This window comes from Williamsia sp. D3, assembly GCF_000506245.1.
Classification (GTDB): Bacteria; Actinomycetota; Actinomycetes; order Mycobacteriales; family Mycobacteriaceae; genus Williamsia; species Williamsia muralis.
On sequence record NZ_AYTE01000049.1, the window covers coordinates 36,050 to 56,138 of the forward strand.

The 20,089-nt window shown below is 65.9% G+C and carries 16 protein-coding genes, 3 pseudogenes and 1 riboswitch; of the genes and pseudogenes, 6 read left to right on the forward strand and 13 right to left on the reverse strand.

All coding sequences use genetic code 11. The annotated features are described in order from the left end of the window. Nucleotides 1-6 precede the first annotated feature (6 nt). The 3 genes and pseudogenes from W823_RS55785 to W823_RS55795 all read right to left on the reverse strand — a co-directional run bounded on the left by W823_RS55785 (nucleotide 7) and on the right by W823_RS55795 (nucleotide 2,933). Entirely contained in the window at nucleotides 7-984 is a 978-nt protein-coding gene (locus W823_RS55785) for an ABC transporter substrate-binding protein (protein ID WP_369792682.1), read from the reverse strand. 156 nt (nucleotides 985-1,140) lie between these two features. Beyond that, a pseudogene (locus tag W823_RS55790) lies at nucleotides 1,141-1,896 on the reverse strand (ABC transporter ATP-binding protein); the annotation flags it as partial. After that, nucleotides 1,896-2,933 (reverse strand): iron ABC transporter permease, encoded by a 1,038-nt coding sequence (locus W823_RS55795; RefSeq protein WP_038254838.1) that lies wholly within the window; start codon nucleotides 2,931-2,933, stop codon nucleotides 1,896-1,898. The pseudogene W823_RS55790 and the gene W823_RS55795, both read right to left, overlap by 1 nt. 123 nt (nucleotides 2,934-3,056) lie before the next feature. Next, a riboswitch (cobalamin riboswitch) is annotated at nucleotides 3,057-3,272 on the reverse strand. Nucleotides 3,273-3,316: 44 nt separating this feature from the next. Between W823_RS55795 and W823_RS55800 the strand changes: the two genes are divergently transcribed. Beyond that, on the forward strand, nucleotides 3,317-3,721 hold the full coding sequence (locus W823_RS55800) for an MmcQ/YjbR family DNA-binding protein (RefSeq protein ID WP_023963854.1): 405 nt from the start codon (nucleotides 3,317-3,319) through the stop codon (nucleotides 3,719-3,721). Nucleotides 3,722-3,952: 231 nt separating this feature from the next. Here W823_RS55800 and W823_RS55805 read toward each other — a convergent pair whose 3' ends face one another. The 7 genes and pseudogenes from W823_RS55805 to W823_RS55835 form a co-directional block, all read right to left on the reverse strand. Beyond that, nucleotides 3,953-4,966 (reverse strand): vitamin-B12 independent methionine synthase, encoded by a 1,014-nt coding sequence (locus W823_RS55805; protein ID WP_023963856.1) that lies wholly within the window; start codon nucleotides 4,964-4,966, stop codon nucleotides 3,953-3,955. Further along, a complete protein-coding gene (gene mnmA, locus W823_RS55810; protein WP_031333700.1) occupies nucleotides 4,963-6,111 on the reverse strand; it encodes a tRNA 2-thiouridine(34) synthase MnmA in 1,149 nt (382 codons plus the stop codon). Before mnmA ends, W823_RS55805 begins: the two co-directional genes overlap by 4 nt. After that, complete coding sequence (locus tag W823_RS55815) at nucleotides 6,111-7,328, reverse strand: cysteine desulfurase family protein (protein ID WP_023963860.1); 1,218 nt, start codon at nucleotides 7,326-7,328, stop codon at nucleotides 6,111-6,113. Before W823_RS55815 ends, mnmA begins: the two co-directional genes overlap by 1 nt. 83 nt (nucleotides 7,329-7,411) lie before the next feature. Next, nucleotides 7,412-8,296, reverse strand: coding sequence for a 1-acyl-sn-glycerol-3-phosphate acyltransferase (locus W823_RS55820; RefSeq protein ID WP_023963862.1), 885 nt, complete (start codon nucleotides 8,294-8,296; stop codon nucleotides 7,412-7,414). Continuing rightward, on the reverse strand, nucleotides 8,293-9,102 hold the full coding sequence (locus tag W823_RS55825) for a GNAT family N-acetyltransferase (RefSeq protein ID WP_031333704.1): 810 nt from the start codon (nucleotides 9,100-9,102) through the stop codon (nucleotides 8,293-8,295). Before W823_RS55825 ends, W823_RS55820 begins: the two co-directional genes overlap by 4 nt. 132 nt (nucleotides 9,103-9,234) lie before the next feature. After that, nucleotides 9,235-10,190: pseudogene (locus W823_RS55830) on the reverse strand (electron transfer flavoprotein subunit alpha/FixB family protein). 51 nt (nucleotides 10,191-10,241) lie between these two features. Continuing rightward, on the reverse strand, nucleotides 10,242-11,027 hold the full coding sequence (locus W823_RS55835; protein ID WP_023963866.1) for an electron transfer flavoprotein subunit beta/FixA family protein: 786 nt from the start codon (nucleotides 11,025-11,027) through the stop codon (nucleotides 10,242-10,244). Nucleotides 11,028-11,240: 213 nt separating this feature from the next. Between W823_RS55835 and W823_RS55840 the strand changes: the two genes are divergently transcribed. Genes W823_RS55840 through W823_RS55850 form a run of 3 tightly spaced genes read left to right on the forward strand, consistent with a single transcriptional unit; the run spans nucleotide 11,241 to nucleotide 14,898 of the window. Beyond that, complete coding sequence (locus W823_RS55840) at nucleotides 11,241-12,062, forward strand: bifunctional 2-polyprenyl-6-hydroxyphenol methylase/3-demethylubiquinol 3-O-methyltransferase UbiG (RefSeq protein ID WP_023963868.1); 822 nt, start codon at nucleotides 11,241-11,243, stop codon at nucleotides 12,060-12,062. A gap of 47 nt (nucleotides 12,063-12,109) precedes the next feature. After that, entirely contained in the window at nucleotides 12,110-13,630 is a 1,521-nt protein-coding gene (locus W823_RS55845; protein ID WP_031333708.1) for a glycoside hydrolase family 57 protein, read from the forward strand. Further along, entirely contained in the window at nucleotides 13,627-14,898 is a 1,272-nt protein-coding gene (locus W823_RS55850) for a glycosyltransferase family 4 protein (protein ID WP_023963872.1), read from the forward strand. Before W823_RS55845 ends, W823_RS55850 begins: the two co-directional genes overlap by 4 nt. 48 nt (nucleotides 14,899-14,946) lie before the next feature. On the opposite strand, the gene W823_RS55855 is transcribed toward W823_RS55850, so the two are convergent. Further along, nucleotides 14,947-15,693 (reverse strand): acyltransferase, encoded by a 747-nt coding sequence (locus W823_RS55855; RefSeq protein ID WP_023963874.1) that lies wholly within the window; start codon nucleotides 15,691-15,693, stop codon nucleotides 14,947-14,949. A gap of 94 nt (nucleotides 15,694-15,787) precedes the next feature. Here W823_RS55855 and W823_RS55860 point away from each other — a divergent pair, with 94 nt between their 5' ends. After that, entirely contained in the window at nucleotides 15,788-17,089 is a 1,302-nt protein-coding gene (locus W823_RS55860; RefSeq protein WP_023963876.1) for a PQQ-binding-like beta-propeller repeat protein, read from the forward strand. Nucleotides 17,090-17,111: 22 nt separating this feature from the next. Here W823_RS55860 and W823_RS55865 read toward each other — a convergent pair whose 3' ends face one another. Beyond that, nucleotides 17,112-18,302, reverse strand: a complete 1,191-nt coding sequence (locus tag W823_RS55865; protein WP_031333710.1) for an SAM-dependent methyltransferase — start codon at nucleotides 18,300-18,302, stop codon at nucleotides 17,112-17,114. 108 nt (nucleotides 18,303-18,410) lie between these two features. Here W823_RS55865 and W823_RS55870 point away from each other — a divergent pair. Then, nucleotides 18,411-19,049: pseudogene (locus W823_RS55870) on the forward strand (HNH endonuclease family protein); the annotation flags it as partial. Between the two features lie 69 nt (nucleotides 19,050-19,118). Here the strand turns inward: W823_RS55870 and W823_RS55875 are convergent. Beyond that, nucleotides 19,119-20,084: a class I SAM-dependent methyltransferase gene (locus W823_RS55875; RefSeq protein ID WP_031333712.1), complete on the reverse strand. Its 966-nt coding sequence runs from the start codon at nucleotides 20,082-20,084 to the stop codon at nucleotides 19,119-19,121. Between the last annotated feature and the right edge of the window lie 5 nt (nucleotides 20,085-20,089).

The window sequence follows — 20,089 nt, forward strand, 5'->3', positions numbered from 1 at the left end:
TGCGCCCTAGCGGCCGATGGATCGCAGGTAATCCCCCACCGTGACCACAGCCTGCGGGTTCCTGGGGCCCTCCACCAGGGCCGCGTAAGGCAGCGCCATGATGCGGCCCTCTCGGACCGCGGTCGAGCCCGACATCAACGGGTGCGATTCGAGCTGACGGATCTTCGCGGCGACGGAGTCGGACAGCCCCGCCCCGTAATCGACGATGATGATGACCTCGGGATCCCGCTGGGCGGCGGCCTCCCACGAGGTGGTGGTCCACGAGTCGTTCAGGTCATCGAAGATGTTGTACCCACCGGCCTCGGTGATGATCTGTTGGGGTGCAGCGGTTCTGCCCGAGGTGAAGGGTTCAGGGGCGGCGCTGTCGAAGAGGAAGACCCTGGCCGGGTCACGGTCTCGCGGCACGGCCGCGTTCACACCGCGCACCAGGTTCCGGTACTCCTCCACCAGGTTGTCCGCACGCTCGCGGACCCCAAAGATGTCACCGAGGTTCTCCAGATCGGCATAGAGGGCATCGAACGGCGCCATGATCCCGCGGCGCGTTGTTCCGGGCTGACGACACGCCTCGGTGAGTTGGTACGGGACGGCGCCGATCTGTTTGATCCAGTCAGGTGTCAGACCGGTCGACTCCCGGAAGCCGTAATTCCACCCGGCGAAGACGAAATCGGGGTCGGCCGCCTGCACGATCTCCCGGGTGAAGGCCTCACCGAGTTCGGGAGTCGATTCGAAATCCGCCTTCCAGGGCGAGGTCTGGACGTCACGTTCCTTGCTGGGATAGGTGGTGTACCCGACGAGCCGGTCGGCCAGTCCGAGCGAGAACATCATCTCGGTGATGCCGGTGTCATTGGTCACCACCCGGGTGGGCGTCCCGGAGACCGTGAGTGGCGCACCGCAATTCGTGACCGTCACCGTGGGCCCGCCGGACGGGGTCTTCTGCTCCACGGCGGCGCCGCACGCGCTGACTGCCACCGCCATCGCGATCATCATAAGGGCACAGCGATTTCGGTACATTCAGCTCTCCTCGTGGTGAACGGCGTGGGGTGTGCAATTCGGCACCGGTTTGTGCCCGTCGGAGACGGCCCTGAAATCCCCGTCGGAGACGGCCCTGAAATTCCCGTCGGACACGGTCCTGTTGAGACCGTCGAAGATGATCTGGGGAACGCCGAGGCGGGGATGGGCGACGATGTGGCAGCCGATCGAGAACCACCGGTTGATCACGGTTTCGGTGAAGACCTCCTGAGGGGTTCCGGCACACACCACCGCGCCGTCGACGAGCACGAGGACACGGTCGCAGTACTGCGCGGCCAGATTGAGATCGTGCAATGCCGCTATCACCGTGATGCCCAACCCTTTTGCCGCGCCGAGCACGCCGTGTTGATGTTGCACGTCGAGATGATTGGTCGGTTCGTCGAGCACGAGCACCTGTGGTTCCTGGGCCAGAGCACGGGCGATCAGCACCCGCTGCTTCTCGCCGCCTGACAGAGAGGAGAACAATCGCGAGCGCAGATCCCCGGCATCGGCCTTGTCCATCGCCTCCCCGATGGCCTCGTCTTCGGCGACACGGTCGCGGGCGACGATCCCGCTGTGTGGCAATCGCCCGGTTGCGACCACCTCGCGCGCTGTGAAGTCGAAATGCAAGGTGTTGTCCTGGGTCAACGCGGCCACTTGACGGGCATTCTCGCGCATGCTGATGGCACGAATGTCGCGCTCACCCACCACGATACGACCGTCGGACGGTTTCAACGCCCGATACAGACAGCGCAGCGTCGTGGATTTGCCGCTGCCGTTGGGCCCGACGATCCCGACGAACTGACCCGCCCCGACGGTCAGGTTCATGTCGCCCACCACCAGACGGCCGCCGATCTCGACGTCCACGTGATCGAACTGCACGCGCATCAGATCTGCACCATCGATGCATCACGGCGTCTCATCAAGAACACGAACACCGGTACCCCGACTGCTGCGGTGATCGCCCCCAGTGGCAGTTCCTGTGGCGGTACCACCGTGCGCGACAACAGGTCGGCAGAAACGAGGAAGACGGCGCCCAGCAAGGGCGTCACGATGATGAGTCGCCGGTGATCGGCGCCGGCGAGCAGTCGCGCCACGTGTGGGACGACCAGACCGACGAATCCGACCGCGCCACACACGGACACGAAACAACCCGTCATCGCGGCCGCGATGACGAACAGGAGGATCCTGAACCGCGATGCGTTCAGTCCCAGTGCGGCACTGACCTCGTCGCCCATCGACAACGCGTTCAGGCGTCGCGCACACAGGGCAATGGACACCATTCCCGCCGCGGCGACGACCACCACCAGTGGAACCACGCCCCAGCTGACGCCCGACAGGCTCCCCAGGAGCCAGAACATCACGCTGCGCGCACCGTCACCTTGCGGTGCCATGAAGATCAGCACGGTGGTGACCGCCGAGAAACCGTATCCGAGCGCGGTTCCCGTCAACACGAGCCGCAGGGGCACCAATCCGGCTGCCGATCTCGCCATCAGATACACGAGGGCGGTGGCACCGAGGGCGCCCAGGAACGCTGCGGTACTCAGCGCGTAGATACCCAGCGCACCGAAAGTGCCGAACAGGACAACCGCGGTTGCGCCCACGGATGCCCCCGAGGAGATCCCGAGGACATACGGGTCTGCCAATGCGTTGCGCACCATCGCCTGTACGAGCAGACCCACAGCACTGAGTCCGGCGCCGACGAACATTGCCACGATCAGTCGCGGCAATCTGGAATCGACCACTATCCGGTAATTGGGCACGTCGTCTGCCGGTATTGCGCCTCCGACCAACTCGGCCCAGAGGAACGAGGTGGTGTCGCGCCAGGGAACGTGAACGGTACCGAACATGAGTGCCACCACCGACACTGCGACCAGCGCAAAACACAACCCGACCACCAACGCAGTCACCGAATGAGGGCGCATCGCCGCACTTTCCGCTGTACCCGATGCCGGTCGACCCGTACGCATGCGTCAGCGAATGAAGGCGCGCGCGAGCGCACCATCACCGCGTCAACCGTGTCCCTCGGAGTCGACGGGCGACCACGCCGGCGGCGCGGTCGCGTTGGCAGGTCTTCGGACTCGTGGACATGGCACCGTACGTTCGGTGTCTCCTACCGGCGGTCGCTTCCCAGGCATACACCCAGTGCTGGTGACCGCGTTCGTTTCCACTCACCGCTGCGGGGCAGTTCCGGATCTTCACCGGATTCCCTCTTACGATCCGCCGGTCACTGACCGACGGAAACCAACGCCCGGTCAACCTAACATTTCACCGGCACCCGAACAGACACCGGTTCTACACTGTCGCCATGCCCCACCCGATCATGTACTCCGAAGACGACCCGGTTCTGATTCGACTGCGCACCATCGCACTCGCGTTCCCGGATGCGACGGAGAAGATCGCACACGGTCGCCCGACGTTCCGCGGCGGGAAGATGTTCGGCATGTACGGCGGCGGGGTCAAAGGTGGACCGCAATTCGAGCAATCGCTCCTGTTCAAGGTCGAACAGACCGAACGCGTTGCACTGGATCAAGACTCGCGATTCTTCTATCCGGCGTACGTGGGACCGTACGGATGGATGGGGATCGACCTGTCGGCACGGCCGGACTGGACGGAGGTGGCCGAACTACTCGATGCCAGCTACCGCTCTGTCGCGACCAAGAAGCTGATCGCCCGGCTCGACGCCGGCGAGCGACCCGACGAACTGACCTGACGTCATCGCTCGGTTGCTGCGCCGGGGCCGAACTCATCACCGTCCTCGGCGGGCTGGGGCCCCGCATCGTCACGGCCATGGCACGGGAGCGGCCAGATGAAAGTGCCGCCCTGCATCGCGGTCCGAACCCGCGTCGGTTTCGCGCATATCCGTGCGCGGCAGGCGAAGTTGTCCATACCTCATCAGAGGCTGCGCAGACGATGAATGTTCCCGATCGACCGGGCCGGGTCGCTATACCGCGGTCGGGTCGGCAAGCAAGCCGGCCGCCGCTGTGGTGCACAGCGAGAGCGCCGTCTTCGCCCAGGCGGCATCGGCACCGGCCAGACCGCACGCGGGACTGATCACCACCTGCTCCGCCAGGACCTTCCGGGACAGCCCGATTCGGTCGGTCAGAGCGGCGCACGACGCGGCCACCTGTTCTGCGGCGAGTTCGGTTGCGGGGGCAGCTGTCGGCACGGCGCCCAGGATGACGTCCCGACCCTCGTCGAGCAGCTGCCCGATACCGTCGAGGTCCGCCGTGCGGATCTGGGCGAGATCCACACTGACCGCAGCAAATCTGGTGCGCTCCAACAGCTCCCACGAAAGGTTCGCCGAGCAGTCGTGCATCACCACAGGCCTGCCGACGACGTCGATGAAGCCGTCGTACTTCTCGGCGAGCACAGCGACGGGTACGGGCCTGATGATGTCGAAACGGGTGAGCGGCTCCACCGAGCCCTCGATCACCCGCCCGATCATCGGTTCGTCGATCTGGACGATCACCTGAGCTCCGGTGCGGCGACCGACCTCGTCGGCATGCACTCGCAGGCCCTCGGCCATCGAATCCACCAGATCCGACCACGCTCCGGCATCGTGCAGGATCTTGTGACCGTTGCGCAGTTCCACCGACGCGGCCAATGTGAACGGGCCGCACGCCTGCACCTTGACGAAGCGGTCGGTCGCGGCCATCCCGGCACGCTCCCAGGCCTCTTCGAAGGCGTCGAGGTCGGCGTTCAAAAAGTCACGCGCGCGGCGGGTCAATCCGGATTTGCGTGCCGACAGGCGGTAGCCGGAGGCCACGGTGTCCATCGGCATGTCCACCAGCAGGGCAGCCGACCGCCCGATCATGTCGGCCCCGAGCCCGCGCTGCGGCAGTTCGGGCAGAAACGCCAGCTCGCACTCGCCCAGGCTGATGCCCGCGGATTCGATCGGATCGGTACCCGGCATCGATCCGACACCGGTTCCGGTGCCGGCCGGCAGGACGGTCACGTGGTGGCGCTGCTGACGAGATCCGACGGGACCGAACCGGTGACCGCGATTCGTCCGCTGCCGATGACCAGGTCGCCCGACACCGGATCTGGCTGGTACAGCACCGCCGCCTGCCCGCGGGCAACCCCGGTGAGAGGGCTGCGCAGGGTGATGCGGATACCCGGGCCCTGTCCGTCGACACCGTCTGAAGGCTCAAGCTCGATGGCCTCGGCCACGGCCGGCGCCAATCCGCCGTGTGCCCGGACCTGGACCATGCACTCGAACGGTTCGGTGGGAGTGTGTCCGGACGTCCAGATGGCCTTGCGGGCGGTGATCGTCCACACCTGGAGATGCTCGGAGGAACCCACCGTCACGGTTCCGGAGTCGGGATCGATCTCGGTCACGTACCGCGGTTTGCCGTCGACAGCCGGTGCATCGATACCGAGCCCCTTGCGCTGTCCGATGGTGAACCCGTGGACGCCTTCGTGCTGGGCCAGTTCGGCGCCGGAGTCGGCGTCGACGACCTTGCCGGGCCGGACACCGATCGTGGCACCCAAGAACGCCCGGGTGTCACCGGTGGGGATGAAGCAGATGTCATGTGAATCGGGCTTGTTGGCAACGGACAAGCCGCGAGCGGCGGCCTCTTCCCGGATCTGGTCCTTGGGTGTGTCGCCCACGGGGAACATCGCCCGCGACAGCTGCTCCGGCGTCAGCACGGCGAGCACGTACGACTGGTCTTTGTCGTCGTCGACCGCCCGACGCAACCGGCCGCCTTCGAGCCGTGCGTAGTGGCCGGTGGCAACTGCGTCGAAGCCCAGGGCGATGGCGCGTTCGGCCAGAGCCGAGAACTTGATCTTCTCGTTGCATGTCAGGCAGGGATTGGGGGTCTGCCCGGCCGCGTACGCCGCAACGAATTCGTCGATGACGTCATCTTTGAAGCGGTCGGCGAAGTCCCAGACGTAGAAAGGGATTCCGAGAACATCCGCGGCCCGCCGGGCATCAGACGCGTCCTCCCGCGAGCAGCAACCTCGGGATCCGGTCCGCAGTGCGCCGGGCGCAGTGGACAGGGCCAGGTGTACCCCGACCACGTCGTGTCCGGCGGCCACCGCCCGTGCGGCAGCCACCGCCGAGTCGACACCACCACTCATTGCTGCGAGTACTCGCATCAGCGCTCTCCTGCCATTGCCGTGGCCATCCCGGCGGCGCGGGCGCGGGAGACCACTTCACCGATGACAGCGCCTACGGCGTCGATGTCATCGCTAGTTGTCGAGGGCGCCAGTGAGAACCGCAGCGAACTGCGGGCCCGCGCAGTGGATACGCCCATCGCGGTCAGCACATGAGACGCCTGGGCAACGCCTGCGGTGCAGGCCGACCCGGTGGAGCACTCGATGCCGTTGGCGTCGAGCAACATCAACAGCGAATCACCTTCACAGCCCGGAAACGACACGTGCACGTTGCCCGGCAGCCGTGCCGAGCCGGTAGGTCCATTGACCACACAGTCGTCGGTGTTCTCGGTCAGCACCGCGAACAATTGGTCACGCAGGTTCGTCACTGCCGGGACGGTGACCGACAGCTCTCGCACCGAATGTTCAAGTGCTACAGCCATTCCCACCGCAGCCGCGACGTCGGGGGTACCCGAGCGAACATCCCGTTCGTGCCCACCACCGTGGAGCAGCGGCACGCAGTCCACATCGCGGCCCAGCAACAGCGCGCCGATCCCGTGGGGCCCACCGAACTTGTGTCCGGCGATGCTCATCGCCGAGAGGCCGCTGGCGGCGAAGTCGAGCGGAAGGTGTCCGGCCGCCTGCACAGCATCGGAATGCATGGGAACGCCGTACTCCCGGCAGATCGCGGCCAGCTCTGCGATCGGCTCGATGGTGCCGACCTCGTTGTTCGCCCACATCACGCTGACCAGCGCGGTGTCCTCTACATGCGCGGTGAGCGCGGCCCGCAGATCTGCGGGGTCGACAAGACCCTGATGGTCGACGGGTAGCCAGGTGACCTCGGCTCCCTCGGTGTCGGCAAGCCACAGCACAGGGTCGAGAACGGCGTGGTGTTCGATGGATGACGCAATGATGCGCCGGCGGCCGGCGGCTGGCGAACCCGACTTGTTCCGCGCCCAGAAGATGCCCTTCACCGCGAGATTGTCGCTTTCGGTTCCGCCCCCGGTGAAGACCACCTCGGATGGTCGCGCACCCAGCGAGGCCGCGATGGATTCCCTCGATTCCTCCAGGTGCCGGCGGGCGCGCCGTCCTGACGCGTGCAGCGACGATGCGTTGCCCGCAGTGCCAAGGATCTGACTCATCGCCACGACTGCTGCAGGCACCATCGAGGTTGCCGCTGCGTGATCGAGGTAGATCGGGGCCCGGTCGGAGGAATACATAACCAATCCAGGATAACCGCTCGCAGAGCAGGTTCTATTCCACCGGCGTCTGGACGGCGCCCCGACACCGGACCGTCCGGTTGTCAGCTCACCATCGCGGCGGGGATGTCCGACGAGAGACCGATCAACGAAGGTTCTCCGAACACGATCCGCTCGCATCGGTCGGCGAGCTCACGTCGGTCCGATCCGGGCCATTGGGGTTCGCAGAGGCGGACGTGCACGGTCAGACCTTTGGCCCGCAGGACCCGGCCCATCGTGTCGGCGATGTTGTCGGTTCCGATGAAGGCCGCGACCGGGCTGATCGCGCCGTCCGGTGTGTGAAAACTCACCACCAGAGGCTGGACCGGAACCCCCGTTTCGACCGCGGCCTGGAAGATCGCGGGGCGGAAACGACCACCGCCGCGACCGCATCGCGTCGTCCCCTCGGGGAACAACCCGACATTGTCCCCCGCTCGGAGTCCGTCGACGGCGTCCGAGATGACGGATGGGAGGTCGCGCAACGACTCGCGGCGGATCGGGATCACACCCAGGCGACGGGTGAGCGTTCCGATCACCGGCCATCGGGTCAGTTCTGCCTTGGCCACGAAGCGGGCAGGGCAGACGGTGGCGATCGCGAGGATGTCCAGGAACGAGATGTGGTTGGCGACGATGAGGCCTGCGCCTGCGGCCCGCGGGTCTCCCGCAGCCAATTCGCTGTACCGGACGCGTACCCGGATGCCGATCGAAGCCAGCAACAGGACAGCCATCCACCGCACGTACGCCGCACGCGCCGACCGTGGCAGCAGAGGCACCAGGACCCCGAGGGTGACCGCGACCGCCACGGTGGTCATCAGTGCGATGACGCGCCAGCTCCTGCGTACCCGCCCCGCTGCGCAGCTCGAGGTGGACAGGCAACTGCTGTCACAGGCACTCGCCGGAAACCAGCTGTGCCGAGCGGGCGCGTTCGTCACCATCGGGTCGTCTGTCATCCGGGTACCCGCTCGGCGGCCTGGCGGAGTCGGTCCAGGTACCTGGTGTTCGCGCGTTCGCGATCGATCACCGTGAAGAAGTCGGCCACCCCGAAATCGGGGTCGTAGGCCGGTTCTCCGCACACCCAGGCCCCCATCCTCAGATATCCACTGAGCAGGGGTGGGAATACCAGACGCTCGGGCGGTGCGATGTCGTCGAGCCACAGGCCGTTGAGCAGCACCGGCCTGTGCGGGTACACCTCCCACGGACCTCGGTGCCGGTCGCGCACGAAGTCCCGGATACCGCGGACCTGTGCGCCGGGCCGGTCGCGGTCGCTGTCCTTGCAGATCGGCACCGAGGTCGCACCCATCAGGTACCGGTAGCCACTGAGATCCAGATACCTCAAGATCCCCGCCCACATGAGAGCCAGGACCGATCCGGACCGGTGTTCGAGGGCAACACACGCCCGGCCCATCTCGACCGTCTGCGGCGCAATCGAATCCAATTCGTGGACGTCGAATTCCGTAGCCGTATAAGGGCCTTTGGCAGCGATGGCACCCGGCGGCGGCAGGAGGCGATAACAGCCGACCACGGCGTCGGTCATGTTGTGGCGCACCATGAGGTGGTCACAGAACTCGTCGAACGGGTCGCAATCGCGTCCGTCGGTGACTCCGGCCATCGCGCCGCCGAAACCCGGCTCGTTCGCGAAGACCTGGTAACGCAGACGGGCGATGACGTCGATATCGGAAGGGTCGGTACTCAGATACAGGCTGTAGTCACGCCCGGAGACGAGTGCGGTCGTGCTGATGACTGCGGGTGTCCTCATGGGCACAGGTGTATCGAGCGCGTCGGACCGGTCGGAATCGGCGGCGTGTCGTGTCGGTGCAACGTGCATGAACAGCAGATGACCCCCCGGCAGGGTGCCAGGGGGTCATCTGTGGTTCAACTGCGAGCGGTGTTACTTGCGCTTCTTGACCGCTTCGGTGAGCTGCGGTGCCACGTTGAAGAGGTCACCGACGATGCCGTAGTCGGCGATCTCGAAGATGGGAGCCTCTTCGTCCTTGTTGACCGCCACGATGGTCTTGGAGGTCTGCATACCCGCACGGTGCTGGATGGCGCCTGAGATACCCAGAGCGACATACAGTTGCGGCGACACGGTCTTACCGGTCTGGCCGACCTGGAACTGGCCGGGGTAGTAACCGGAGTCGACAGCCGCACGCGAGGCACCGACAGCGGCACCGAGCGAATCGGCGAGTTCCTCTACGACAGAGAACTTCTCGGCACTGCCGACGCCACGTCCACCGGACACCACGATGGTGGCCTCGGTCAGTTCCGGACGGTCACCGCCGACGTTCGGCTCGACCTTGGTGATCTTGACCGCGTTCTCGGGAACCTCGGGCACCTCGACGTCGACGCGCTCGCCTGCGCCGGCCTGGGGGGCTGCCTCGACGGCGCCGGGACGCACCGAGTACACCGGGACGTCGCCGCCGGCCTGTGCCTCGGCGGAGAAAGCGCCGCCGAAGATGGAGTAGACGCCCACTCCGCCTTCTTTGACCTCGACCACGTCGCGTGAACGCCTGAACCGAGCCGTGCGGCAAGGCGACCGGCGATCTCTTTGCCGTCGAAGTTGGCGGTGACGAGGACACCGGCCGGGGAGACCTGCTCCACCAAGGTGCCGAGGATATCGACCTTCGGCGTGATCAGGTAGCCGTCGACGTCGTCGGACTCGGCGACGTAGATCTTCTCGGCGCCGAACTCCTTGAGCTCGTCGGCGATGGCGTCGGTTGTTCCGGGCTTGGCCGCGACGACAACAGACGGGGTGCCCAGTGCGCGGGCAGCGGTGATGAGTTCGGAAGTGACCTTCTTCAGGGCACCTTCCGCGTCCAACTCGGCGAGGACGAGTACTTCAGCCATTTGTTAACTCCTTGCGGTGTGGTCGATGTCGGGGGATGTGATCGGCGGGGATCAGATGATCTTCTGACCGACCAGGAACTCGGCGACCTTCGTGCCGCCGTCACCCTCATCGACGACCTTTTCGCCCGCGCTCTTCGGCGGCTTGGGGGTCGCGCTGGTGACCGTCGATCCGGCGTTCGCCAGTCCGACCTCTTCGGCTTCGACGCCGATGTCGGCAAGCGAAAGAACCTGAACCTCTTTCTTTTTCGCCGCCATGATGCCCTTGAAGGACGGGAAGCGAGGCTCGTTGATCTTCTCTCCGACGCTGACGATGGCAGGCAGGGTGGACTCGAGATGGAAGATGCCCTCGTCCGTCTCACGCTCTCCGGTGATCTTGTCGCCCTCGATGGTGAGCTTGCGCATGTGGGTGAGGTGCGGGAGCTCGAGGTACTCGGCGATGATGGCCGGCACCGCGCCGACGCGACCGTCGGTGGCCTCGTTGCCTGCGATGACGAGTTCGACGCCCTCGACGGTGCCCAGCGCACGGGCGATGACCCATGCGGTCTGGATGGCGTCGCTGCCGTGCATCTGGTCATCCTTGACGTGGATGGCCTTGTCGGCCCCCATCGACAGTGCCTTACGGATGGCGTCGGTCGCGCGATCCGGTCCGACCGTCAGCACGGTGACTTCACCGCCGTCCGCTTCTTTGATCTTCAGAGCCTCTTCGACGGCCTTCTCGTTGATCTCGTCGAGTACGGCGTCCGCGGCTTCGCGATCGAGGGTGTAATCACCGTCGCTGAGCTTGCGCTCGGAGTAGGTGTCAGGGACCTGCTTGATCAGAACGACAATGTTTGTCATGGGTCTTCGTCGACCTCCTGCGTAGGGTTCTGGACAACTTACCCGTCGGTAAGTACTCCTGTTTCTTTACCACCTTAGCGCGCACTTCCGGCAGGTCGAACACCCGATTGCAGGGGAATGAAGTCGGTCACACTGCCTTGCCGAACCCCGCATCGCGAGGGTCACCGCGAGGTCCGCCTCCGGCTCCACACACGGCCCACTAGGCTCTGCTGGATGGTCAGCCCCACGCACGGATCCAACAACGCCGTCGGATCGCCTGCCCCGATCGGCGCCGAGGACGGCGCAACAGCCCCCGAGCAGGGTTTATCGCTCACCGGGGAGCGGACAGTTCCCGGAATTCCCGAGGAGAACTACTGGTTCCGCCGCCACGAGGTCGCCTATGAGTACATCGCCGACCGTTGTCACGGACGCGATGTCCTGGAAGCCGGATCAGGCGAGGGTTATGGCGCCGACCTGCTCTCCGCCGTCGCCCGATCGGTGACGTGCGTCGACTACGACCAGTCCGCCGTCGAGCACACGCGGGCACGCTACCCGCACCTCACCATCCACCAGGCGAACCTGATCGACCTACCCCTTGCCGACGCCTCGATCGACAGCGTCGTCAACTTCCAGGTGATCGAACACCTGTGGGATCAGCCCGCGTTCGTGGCCGAGTGCTTGAGGGTGCTCCGACCCGGTGGTGAGTTGCTCATGTCCACGCCGAACCGGATCACCTTCTCCCCCGGACGCGACACCCCACTCAACCCGTTCCACACCCGGGAACTCGATCCCGCCGAACTCCACGAACTGCTCTCCGCAGCGGGCTTCTCGGTCATCGAGCAATTGGGCGTCCGTCATGGCCGGGGACTCCGCGAACTCGACACCAGATGGGGTGGCTCGTTCATCGACGCCCAGATCGACCGGGCACTGTCCGGCCAGGCCTGGCCCAGCGACTTGACCGCAGACGTGGCGGGGGTGAGCACCGCCGACTTCGACATCTCCGGAACCGATCTCGACAACAGCCTCGACCTGCTGTTCGTCGCGGTGAAGCCGTGACCGAAGCGGGTCTTCGCGACGACGGGGTCGCGGACGCCGTCCCCGGCATGTTCGCCCTGGTCCTGCACTCGCATCTCCCCTGGCTCGCCAATCACGGCCGATGGCCCGTCGGCGAAGAGTGGCTGTACCAATCGTGGGCCGGCTCCTATCAACGTGTGTTCGCAGTCCTGCGGGGACTCGCAGCAGATGGATACACAGACCAACTGAGTCTCGGGATGACGCCGGTGCTGGCGGCGCAGCTCGATGATCCGCATTGCCTGGATTCGATGTATCAATGGCTCGCGGATTGGCAGCTGCGGGCGGGTGAGGCCGCGGTCGCAGACAGCCGAGACGGCCGCCCCTCCGACATCAACAACCTCGGTGCCCGCGAATACCGCAGTGCGGCACAAGCTCTCGATGACTTCGAAAACCATTGGCGCCACGGCGGTTCCCCGCTCATCCGGTCGCTGGTGGACGCGGGAACCGTCGAGTTGCTCGGCGGCCCGCTGGCACATCACTTCGGCCCCCTGCTTGATCCGCGCCTCCGGGCGTTCTCCCTCCGGGAGGGGCTCGCAGATGCGGGCCAACGCTTCGGCGCACGTCCGCGCGGGATCTGGGCACCCGAGTGCGCTTACGCGCCCGGCATGGAAGAGGATTACGACGAAGCCGGCGTCGAGCACTTCATGGTCGACGGCCCTGCGCTGCAAGGGAATACGGCACTCGGACGCCCGGTCAGTGGGAGCGATGTGATCGCGTTCGGCCGGGATCTGCCGGTGTCGTACCGGGTGTGGTCACCGCGCTCGGGATATCCCGGGCACAGCGCCTACCGCGACTTCCACAGTTACGACCACCGATTCGGCCTCAAGGCCTCGCGGGTGACCGGCCGCTCCGTCGCCGCCGGCGACAAGAAGCCGTACGAACCGGAGCGCACCCACGCAGTTGTGCAGCGTCACGTCGACGACTTCGTCACCAACGTCCGAGCCCGGTTGATCGCCGAGACCGAACGGATCGGAAGGCCGGCACTGGTTGTGGCCGCCTTCGACACCGAACTGTTCGGCCATTGGTGGCATGAAGGCCCCCAATGGCTCGATGCGGTGTTGCGTGCACTCCCGCGCGCCGGCGTCCGTGTGGGCAGCCTGCAGAGCGCCAAAGCCGGGGGCTTCGTCGGCGATCCGGTCGACCTTCCCGAGACCTCTTGGGGCTCAGGCAAAGACTGGCGGGTGTGGAACGGGCCGCAGGTCCACGATCTGGTCCGGATCAACGCCGAGGTCGTCGCCGCAGCCCTGGCGACCGTCGACAAACGCATGGACGATCACGGTCGCCGACGTGACCGGGTCAGTGATCAGATTCTGCGCGAGACGCTGATGATGCTGTCGTCCGACTGGCCCTTCATGGTGTCGAAGGACACCGCAGCCGACTATGCGCGCCAACGCCTGTACACCCACGCGCATGCTTCCAGGGAGATCTGCGACGCCGCCGACCGGGGCCGTGAACAGTGGGCCGAAACCCTCTCCGCGCGTTGGAATCTCGCCGACAACGTATTCCCCGGACTCGACGCCCGCCGATTGCCGGCCGACGCGATCACATGAGGATCCTGGTCGTCTCCTGGGAGTATCCCCCGGTGGTGGTCGGCGGCCTCGGAAGGCACGTCCACCACCTGGCAACCGAGCTCGCCCGAGCGGGGCACGACGTGGTGGTGTTGTCGCGACAACCAACGGGCAGCGACGGACTCACACATCCGGGTACCGACGCGGTGTGCGACGGGGTTCGCGTGATCGCCGCGGCCGAAGATCCCCCGCATTTTGTGTTCGGTGAGGACATGATGGCGTGGGTCCTGGCTCTCGGCCACACGCTCATCCGCGCCGGTCTCGGGCTCGGGCATCCGAAAGCCGTTGACGGCGAGGGCACGTGGGTGCCCGACGTCGTACACGCCCACGACTGGCTCGTCGCTCATCCGGCGATAGCTCTGGCCGAACACTTCGACGTGCCGTTGGTGAGTACCTTCCACGCCACCGAGGCGGGCCGGCACAGCGGATGGGTCAGCGGACGGGTGAACAAGCAGGTCCATTCGGTGGAGTGGTGGCTGGCAGCCGAGTCCGACGCCGTGATCACCTGTTCGGCGTCGATGCGGGACGAGGTGTATCGGTTGTTCGGCCCCGAACTGGCCGAGATCCACACCATCCACAACGGCATCGACATCGAAGCGTGGCCATTCGCGCGCCGCGTCGCGCACGACGGCCCGCCGCGCCTGTTGTTCGCGGGACGCCTGGAATACGAGAAAGGTGTCCAGGACGCCATCGCGGCCCTTGCACGCATTCGGCGCACCCACCGCGGAGCGGTGCTGACGGTCGCCGGTGACGGCACGCAGTTGTCGTGGCTGCGGGAGGTCGCCCGCGACCACAAGGTGTCGCGGGCGGTCCGTTTCGTCGGTGCCGTCGACAAGGCGGGACTGGCCGAACTGATGAAGGACTGCGACGTGATGGTGCTTCCCAGCAGATACGAACCGTTCGGGATCGTCGCCCTGGAGGCGGCGGCCACCGGCGCCCCGCTGGTCACCTCGACCGCCGGCGGTCTCGGCGAGGCCGTCACCGACCGGGTCACCGGGCTCAGTTTCACCCCGGCCGACGTCGGTGGCCTCACGGCTGCGATCCGAGCCGCTCTCGCCGACCCCGTGGCCGCTCAACAGCGCGCCATCGCCGCGCGCGTCCGGGTGTCACAGGGGTTCGCCTGGGACCAGGTGGCGGCGCGCACGGCGGCTGTCTACGAGAAGGCCACGCGGCGCCCACGGCGCCCACTGGGGCGGCCGACCATCGTCGACAGGCCACTGCCCGAGCGGGACACCGCTCGACCGATCTGATCCGTCGACGTGAAGGCCATCGGGCGTGCCGGTTCGATCCTCCCGGGCTCAATCCCCTTGAGCGGCAGCCTTCTTGCGTTCGATGTCGGCGAGAGCACGCTCCAGTTCTGCTCGCTCGGCAGCGTTGCTCGCCCAGTCGTCCATGCGGTTCTTGACCACTCGCGCCGGCGCACCGACCGCGATGGAGTAGTCCGGGATCGTCCCCTTTACCACCGCGTGAGATCCGAGCACACAACCCCTGCCGACCAGGGTGTTGCGGAGCACCGACACCTTGGCGGCGATCCAGGTGTCCGGGCCGATCCGCACGGGCCCCTTGACGATCCCCTGGTCTTTGATGGCAACGGTGATGTCGTCCATCCGGTGGTCGAAGTCGCAGATGTAACACCAGTCCGCGACCAAAGTCGACGCGCCGATCTCGATGTCCAGGTAGGTGTTGACGACGTTGTTCTCACCGAAGACGACCTTGTCGCCGATGCGCAGCGAACCCTCGTGGCACCTGATCGAGTTCCCGTCTCCGATGTGTACCCACCGGCCGATCTCGAGCCGGGACAGTTCAGGGGTCGCGTGGATCTCCACGTTCTTGCCGAGGAACACCATCCCGCGCAGGATCACGTGTGGGTTGGCGAGTTTGAACCGGAGGAGCCGCACATACCGCACCAGATACCAGGGTGTGTACGCCCGATGTTCCAGCACCCACCGCAGCGATTCCCGGGTGAGGAAACGGGCCTGCTCCGGTTCCCGCCGCATTCCAGCACGCCACCGGCGATGCAGCGGTGCGTTCCACATGCTCGTCATGGATACGAACACTAATGGACGCCGATACCCGATCCTGCGGGTCACTCGCGATAGGCTCAGGCCCGATCTGCCGAAGCAAACGAAGAGGAGCACGATGGGGCGCCGGACCACCGCACGAGCCGCCGCGGCCCTGGTGATGTTGCTGGCCGTTCTGCTCAGTTCGTGCTCTGACGGTGTCGACGACGTGCGTTCGGTGGCCAGCGCAGGCTGGTCCAGCTATGGGGGTAACGCCCACAACTCGAACTTCGTGTATCCCCAGACCGGCGAACTCGAGCTCTCGTGGTCGCGGCCGGTCGGTGGGCCGATCTCCTCGCCCCTGACGATCTCTGGTCGATCCAACGTAGGCGTCACGGCCGCCACACCCGGGGGCTGCAACACATTCCTCTTCGATCAGCGGGCCGGGCGGAAGAACTTCTGCAAGTACTACGGACCGGGCATCGAACTCAATTCGATGCTGTTCGATCAGTACGAGAACATCTACATCGGTGACGCCGGCATGTTTTACGGGCTCAACGGAGCAGGTGATTTCCGGTGGCGTTTCGGCGTCGTCGGCGTGCCGCTCTCGGCAAAGTTCGCGGCGCCCGGGCTGGTGCTGATGGTGAGCCACCTCGGCCAGATCCTGCTGTTCGACTCGCAGACCGGCAAACTTGCCGCGCCGGGTATTGCGTTGCGTCCTGATGCCGACCCGGCACAGCCGCTGTACGGCCTCGGCGACTGCGTCTCGGGTGGTCCTCGTTGCCCCGTGCAGGCGCCTCCCGCAGTCGATTCCGATCGCGAGCGCTTCTATCTGAACTACTGGCCCGAGGGTGTCATCGCATCTGGGGTCCGCGGCTACGACTACTCCGAGGAGAACGGCACCCGCTCGATTCGCGAGTCGTGGAAAGCGGAGATCCCGGGCGGCGTCATCGGGACGCCCACCTTGTCGGCAGACGGTCGCACGCTGTACGTGTTCAACCGCCTCGGCAGCATTTACGCTCTCGACGCCCTCACCGGAACGCCCAAATGGGACTACTTCGTGGACAACTACGGTTTCGGGACGATGACCGTCTCACCCGACGGCCTGATCATCCCGACCGGACTGCTCAACGCACCGGTGCGCGCCTACCGAGATCTGGGCGACAAGGCCGAACGAGTGTGGCAACGCACCGATGTGCAATCGGTGGGGCTGTCGGCACTCACCACCTCCGGGACCGCCTGGACGGTCGTGCGCGAGAACAACGCGGACGAACTGACATTGATGGAGGTAGATTCCGCCGACGGTGCCACGGTGCGGAAGTTTGCGATCCCCGGGTCGGTCGGTTTCACCACGGGTGTGGCCGTGTCGAACACCGGGCAGGTCGCGACTGCGACCAACCTCGGTGAGGTCTACTTCTACGACGCACCGAAGGACAAATAGACCGCACACATCGCGGTGGTCATCAGCGTTGCCGCACCCCTTCCTCGCAGATGAACATCACCCCGCGCCGCCCGATCCTGGTGATCACCACAGCGTGGGCCGCAGAACCCTTGAGCTTCAGTCTCTTACGCAGCCTGTCGGGGTCGATGTCGACACCGCGAACCAGGATTTCGAGGGTGCCACAACCCAACTCGGCCAGGCGCCGCTTGAGGTGTTTCTCCGAGAAGTTGAACTGTTCCATGACCCGCCATCCGCGTTCACCCCTCGGCAAGTGATCGCCGCTGAGATAGGCGATCTGGGGGTCGAGTTGCCACAGCCGGTGGGCTTTTGCGAAGTGGCGGACCAGACCGGCCCGGACGACGGCGCCGTCCGGGTCCAAGATCCACTCCCCTGCGTCATCGACGCCTGCATCGTCGTCGGCAGCGTCGGTGATCTCGAAACCTGAGCCGTCCGTGCGGATCACGGTTGCCCGGCGCTTGACGCCAGGGCGGGGGTCATTCCACAGGCACGCTTCGCGTACCGCGCCGTTCAGCGAGATGATCTGTACTTCGCCGGCGAATCCGTAACGATCGCGCAAGAGTCGGTAGTCGAGCCCGGGCGCGCACTTGACCACCAGTGAACGGCCGGCGTAGACGGTCAGCAGTTCCAGGAGCGGCGGCGCGGTGTCCTCGATCCGGAAGCTCCGGCGACCCCCGCTGCGGCGTGCGGGGTCGGCCACATAGACGTCGGCAGCACTCGTCGGCGTGAGTGCATCGGCGCGGGCCAGCGCGGCCTGGGGCACGTTGTGCGCCGCCATCGCCAACCTGATCTGGTCGATGTCGCTGCCGATCACGCCGCCCAACCCGTCGGCGTGCGCCAGCGACGCGAGATCGGCGCCTACCGAGCAGGTGACGTCGTGGACGGTGGCACCGGGATATCGGGCGGCGAGTTCAGCTGCCCGGTGATCGGCGACCGGGTAGGCGGTGGCCTGTTGCAGGGCGTCAGAGGTCAGCAGCCAGCGATGCGGGTCGCGCAGTTTCCCGACTGCCCGACGGCGGCACGAGACCGTCTCCACCAGCGCCGCCTGCCGTCCGGGATAGGCCGCGGTCAGGCGTCCGATGTCACTCATCAATGAATCCGGCTGCAGGGCAAGCGAATCCGCCAACCGCAGTGCCTCGCGTCCGGTTTCGGAACGGAGGAACGCCACATCGTCGGTCGAGAAGTCGTAGCCCACGGGTATAACAGTATCCGTGCCGAAATCGAGGAGAACGTGAACCGACCCGAACAGGGCCGCCACCTGGCGCTCACGTTGTTGAGTGTGCTGGCAGTCGCCTCCTGTCAGATCGAGGACGCGCCCGTCCCGCCCGGGAGTCAAACCGCGGCCCGCCCTGCCCAACCTGACGCGCCGACGGCCCAGAGCGCCGCGATTGCTCAGCTCGACTCGCTGACGGTCAAGGGCCGTGCGCCCAAAACCGGCTACAGCCGCGAGCAATTCGGGCAGGCCTGGACCGACGACGTGAATGTCGCACAGGGCCACAACGGATGTGACACCCGCAACGACATCCTGCGTCGCGACCTGACGGTTGTCACGACCAAGCCCGGTACACGCGAATGTGTCATCCTCACCGGCGTCCTGGACGACCCCTACACCGGCCGTCGCATCGACTTCGTCCGAGGCGAGAAGACCTCTCCCGCAGTGCAAATCGACCACGTGGTGGCACTGTCCGACGCCTGGCAGAAGGGAGCAGCGCAATGGGACCGCGCCAAGCGGACAGACTTCGCGAACGACCCGGCCAATCTGCAGTCCACCGACGGGCCGACCAACCAGAGCAAGGGCGCAGGCGACGCGGCCACCTGGCTTCCACCAAACAAGTCCTACCGTTGCACCTACGTGTCCCGCCAGATCGACGTCAAGGCGCGTTACAGCCTGTGGGTCACGGAGGCCGAGAAACAAGCCATGGCCCAGATCGTGGCCACCTGCTGATTGACTACACGGACCGAGCTGTCGCGTGAGCGCCTGCATCCTTTCCTGACACAGGAGGGCCCGGGACTACTCCGGCTTGGTGCCCGTGATGATCACGTTGTAGAAGAACTTGGGCGGCACCACTTTTCGCAAGATGTTCTCGTCCACCCAGGTGAGCCGCTTCCAGCCGCCGAACGCGAACCGCGCCCAGCCCCAGCCGAGCTTTTCCGGCGGAACGGCGGCCTCGAAGGTCCGAACCGGCCAGCCCAGCATGGCGGCGGCAAACTCTTCTGTTGCGGTCTTCACGTTCACAGCTCCGGCGGACGTGGACATCCGCTCCAGATCGCTGGGATCGAAGGTGTGAATGTCGACGACCGCCTCGAGCGCCGCAGCGCGCGACGACTCGTCGAGTTCGGCCTGCGGTCGGCGCCAGCCTTGCAGCGGCCCCAGTTTGGTGACCTTCGTCGTCGCTGCCCACGTGGCACGCGAGAGCCACCGTGCGTAGAAGTCACCGATGGTCGACGGTTCGCCGGCAAAGATGAACCGTCCCCCGGGTTTGAGTACTCGCAGCACCTCGCGCAGCGACTTCTCGACGTCGGGGATGTGATGGAGCACCGCGTGACCCACCACGAGGTCGAAGGTGTTGTCGTCGTAGGGAATCGTCTCCGCGTCGGCCACCCGGCCATCGACGTCGAGGCCCAGGTTCGCCGCGTTGCGCAACGCCACCTTCACCATGCCCGGCGACAGATCGGTCACCGAACCTTTTGTCGCGATCCCACCCTGCATGAGATTGAGCAGGAAAAATCCCGTGCCACAACCCAATTCGAGCGCATGCCCGTACGGCAACGGCTCGTCGGCCGCAACGGCGTCGAAGCGACCCCTGGCGTAATCGATGCAGCGCTCGTCGTAGCTGATCGACCACTTGTCGTCGTAGGTCTCGGCTTCCCAGTCGTGGTAGAGAACCTGCGCGAGCTTGGTGTCTGCGAGCGCGGCCTCGACCTCGTCCGCGGTGGCATGCGGGTTGGGAGCGGGATCACTGGTAGGCGAAGTCATTGGTT